Genomic DNA, 3679 nt, shown 5'->3' with positions numbered 1-3679 from the left:
CCAGGCCCCGGGGCGTCCCACCAGAAGGCGGCGCAGCAAAAGCCCGAGCAGCCTGGCTCCCCGCCACCGGTCCGCCGGTGCGCACGGCCCCACCACATCACGAACGAAAGATTTGAGCATGACCCAGAACCCCGAACGCGAAGAGCTACCCAACCCGCTGGATCCCGAGGAACTGATGAGCCGGGATGAGATCGAATCGATCCAGCTCACCCGGTTGCAGGAAACCATCGCGTACGCCTACCAGAATGTTCCGTACTACCGCCAGAAGTACGACGCGGCCGGTGTGCACCCGGGGGACATGAAGGAATTGTCCGACCTGGCCAAGTTCCCCTTCACCGAGAAGGAGGACCTGCGCAAGTCCTACCCGTTCGGGATGTTCGCGGTACCCCAGCACCAGATCGCCCGCCTGCACGCCTCCTCGGGCACCACCGGGCGGGCCACCGTGGTCGGCTACACCCAGAAGGACCTAGATGACTGGGCCCGACTCGGGGCCCGCTGCCTGCGCCTGTCCGGGGTCAAGCCGGGCTGGAAGGTGCACAACGCCTACGGCTACGGCCTGTTCACCGGCGGGCTGGGCGCCCACGCGGCGGCCGAGAAGCTGGGCACCACGGTCATCCCGATGTCCGGGGGCCAGACCGAAAAGCAGATTACCCTGATCCACGACTTCCAGCCCGACGCCATCCTGTGCACCCCCACCTACCTGCTGACCATTGGGGATGCGATGCAGCGCATGGGCCTGGATCCGCGCGGCACCTCGCTGAAGGTGGCGGTGCTTGGCGCCGAGCCGTGGACCGAGGAGATGCGCCACGAGCTGGAGGAGATGTTCGGGCTAGACGCCTGCGACATCTATGGCCTCAGTGAGGTCATGGGTCCGGGAGTGGCCGGGGAATCCAATGAGCTCAAGGACGGCAGCCACATCTGGGAGGACTACTTCCGCCCGGAGATCCTGGACGCCTACGACGAAACCAAGGTGCTGCCCGACGGGCAGCACGGCGAACTGGTGTTCACCTCGCTGACCAAGCAGGCGCTGCCGATCATCCGCTACCGCACCCATGACCTGACCCGGCTGCTGCCCGGCACCGCCCGGCCCGGGCACCGCCGCATGGGCCGGATCACCGGGCGCAGCGACGACATGATCATCCTGCGCGGGGTGAACCTGTTCCCCAGCCAGATCGAGGAACTGATCCTGAAGGTCCCGGCCCTCTCCCCGCATTTCCAGCTGGTGCTCACCCGGCCCGGACGCATGGACCAGCTGGCGGTCAAGGTCGAGCGCCGCAGTGACGCGACCGCGCACGAGGTCTCCACCGCCGGGCAGGAACTGGCCTCGCTGATCAAGATCCACATTGGCTCCAGCTGCGCCATCGAGGTCGTTGAGCCCGAGACCCTGGAGCGCTCCATGGGCAAGCTCAAGCGCATCTACGACATGCGCAACCTGTAGCGTTCGCATCCGCCCCCCGGCGGGTACGGCCACAACGGGGTGTGGGGGCAAACCGGTGTTTGCGCCCACACTCCGTTTTTGTCTTCCGTAATGGGATAATCGAGGAATCATGTCTGAAACCGAAACAGTTAACGTCTCCGCCCGTCGTGGCCGGCCCGGCTACGACCAGGCTCCGTGCTGGCGATCGCGGTGGAGCTTTTCAACCTCCACGGCTATGACGCCACCAGCATGGGCAAGCTCGCCGACCGGCTGGGGATCAGCAAGTCCGCGATTTACCATCACGTGCCCTCCAAGGAGGACCTGCTGCGCCTGGCCCTGGATGAGGCCCTGATCCCGCTGGAGGCGGTGGTGGAGGACGAGCACACCCACGGGCGCAGCGCCGACGAGCGCCTGGAATACTTCCTGCGCGCCACCGTGCGGATCCTGGTTGCCAAGCGCTCCTATGTCACCCTGCTGCTGCGCCTGCGCGGCAACACCGCCCTGGAACGCGCTGCCCTGGAGCGCCGCCGCGCGGTGGACCGCAAGCTGGCAGAACTGGTGACCCTGGCCCAGCAGGAAGGCTCCCTGCGCCAGGACCTGGAGCCACGCACCACCGCCCGCCTGCTGTTCGGCATGATCAACTCGGTCGTCGACTGGTACCGGGAGGATGGTGTGATCACCGCCGCAGGCCTGGAGCAGCACGCGATTTCCATGGTCTTTGACGGGCTGCACGTCCAGCGCCCCTAGTGCCCCGGGGGCCAGCTCCCGGGTGGCCGGCTGAGATTGCTTCACAGGTTTCAGATATAGCATCGTGAAGGTGCATGGTGATGCGCTGGGCCCGGTCCCGGACCGGGTGATCCTCCTGCCCCGCCGGCAGGCAGCGCCCGCCGACCCCTATCATTGCCGAACTAGCTAAGTAGTGTCGTGGAAGAACTATTCTTTAATCTTTTCTCGCAGCTGCCGGGCACCCAGTCCGGGACCCAGGTTGCCCTGTTTTCGCTCAGCGCCCTGCTCTCGGTGATTGCCTGCCTGCTGCTGGCGCACCGCAACGACCTGGCTGGTGGGCACAGATGCTCTCGGTCTTCGCCGGGCCGCTGGTCATTGCCCTGCAGTACGACCTGAAGCTGCTGATCTACGCGCTGCCCTACTTCATCCTCGCGGCCTTCGGCCTGTGGCGCTTCTCCCGCTATGAATTCCAGGGAAAGTTCACCCGGAAGGTCACCTTGGGCACGTTTGGTCCCGGCGCCTGGGCGCTGAGCGTCATCCTGGTGGCGGTGCTCACCGCGCTGCACCTGGGTGAGATGCTAACCAGCGGTTTTGCCTTTACCGCCGGCACCTCGGTGATCTGGGTCAGTTTCCTGGCCGAGGCGCTGGTGATCACCTCCTTCGTCTTGATCGCCTGCGGCTGGCGTCCAGGCTGGCTGCTCATGGCCCTTGGCTCGCTGGCCTACGTGGTGGCGATCTTCAGCAACAACCCGGCCCTGGCCCTGCTGGGCACCTGGGTGTTCATGGTCCTGGCCTCGCTCTACGGTTGGTGGGCATGGCGCAAGCTGCCGCGGCGCGCCGACGCTGCCACCGAGGCCGCACTGGAGACCCAACCCTAGCCGTTAGCGCCCAGGGAAAGAACTCCCCGTCGGAACCTGCTGCCCCCTTGGGCGCGGCGGTTCTGGCGGGGAGTTCTTTGCATCAGCTCGTTGCGGATTCACCGCACCGTGGGAGACCACAGCCCAGCGGCCCGCCACCGGCGCATGATGTGCCGGTGGCGGGCCGCTGGGTGGCTGCCCCAGTTGGGCAGCCGGACCGGGGAACTAGTCGGTCCAGTTGGCGTAGGTGGAATTCTGCTTTTCGACCAGGGTCAGCACATCGTAGGTGGCCACAATCTCGTCATTCTGGTTGTGCAGCACCGCATCCCAGGCCACTTCCCCATACTCGTCGGTGACGCGTGGGGTGATCCTCTTGGCGGTCAGGGTCACCCGAATCGAGTCCCCCGCCCCCACCGGGGTGATGAAGCGCAGGTTCTCCAACCCGTAGTTGGCCAGCACCGGCCCCGGCGCCGGTTCCACGAACAGTCCCGCGGCCCAGGAGACCAGCAGGTAGCCGTGGGCCACGATGCCCGGGAAGAACGGGTTGGCTTCGGCGGCCTTCTGGTTCGTGTGCGCGTAGAAGGTGTCCCCGGTTTCATTGGCGAACGCGGTGATCTCCGCCAAGGTCACCTCCCGCAGGTCCGAGGCCAGCGCATCGCCGATGCGCAGCTCGGCCAGC

The 3679-nt window shown here is 66.2% G+C and carries 4 protein-coding genes and 1 pseudogene; 4 read left to right on the top strand and 1 reads right to left on the bottom strand.

Going from position 1 to position 3679, the window contains the following annotated elements; genetic code table 11:
• The first annotated feature begins 118 nt into the window (after positions 1-118).
• From JCM19049_RS09590 to JCM19049_RS09580, 4 genes and pseudogenes are all read left to right on the top strand, one after another.
• Positions 119-1438 (top strand): phenylacetate--CoA ligase family protein, encoded by a 1320-nt coding sequence (locus JCM19049_RS09590; RefSeq protein ID WP_054821471.1) that lies wholly within the window; start codon positions 119-121, stop codon positions 1436-1438.
• Positions 1439-1547: 109 nt separating this feature from the next.
• Positions 1548-2164, top strand: a pseudogene (locus JCM19049_RS09585) (TetR/AcrR family transcriptional regulator).
• A 177-nt stretch (positions 2165-2341) separates the two neighbouring features.
• Entirely contained in the window at positions 2342-2539 is a 198-nt protein-coding gene (locus JCM19049_RS19900) for a hypothetical protein (protein WP_279402875.1), read from the top strand.
• On the top strand, positions 2488-3021 hold the full coding sequence (locus JCM19049_RS09580; protein ID WP_054821470.1) for a nicotinamide mononucleotide transporter: 534 nt from the start codon (positions 2488-2490) through the stop codon (positions 3019-3021). The genes JCM19049_RS19900 and JCM19049_RS09580 overlap by 52 nt, the downstream gene beginning before the upstream one ends.
• A gap of 204 nt (positions 3022-3225) precedes the next feature.
• On the opposite strand, the gene JCM19049_RS09575 is transcribed toward JCM19049_RS09580, so the two are convergent.
• The coding region (locus JCM19049_RS09575) for a MaoC/PaaZ C-terminal domain-containing protein (protein ID WP_279402874.1) at positions 3226-3679 on the bottom strand (454 nt) is incomplete at its 5' end.

The sequence above is a fragment of the Arthrobacter sp. JCM 19049 genome (assembly GCF_001310435.1).
The sequence above is the reverse complement of the archived record's forward strand: the minus strand, read 5'-3'. Positions and strand labels throughout refer to the sequence as shown.

Bases quoted from the DNA above. Each gene is read 5' to 3' on its own strand.
- JCM19049_RS09590 (WP_054821471.1), top strand. From the start codon at position 119: ATGACCCAGAACCCCGAACGCGAAGAGCTACCCAACCCGCTGGATCCC.
- JCM19049_RS09580 (WP_054821470.1), top strand. From the start codon at position 2,488: ATGCTCTCGGTCTTCGCCGGGCCGCTGGTCATTGCCCTGCAGTACGAC.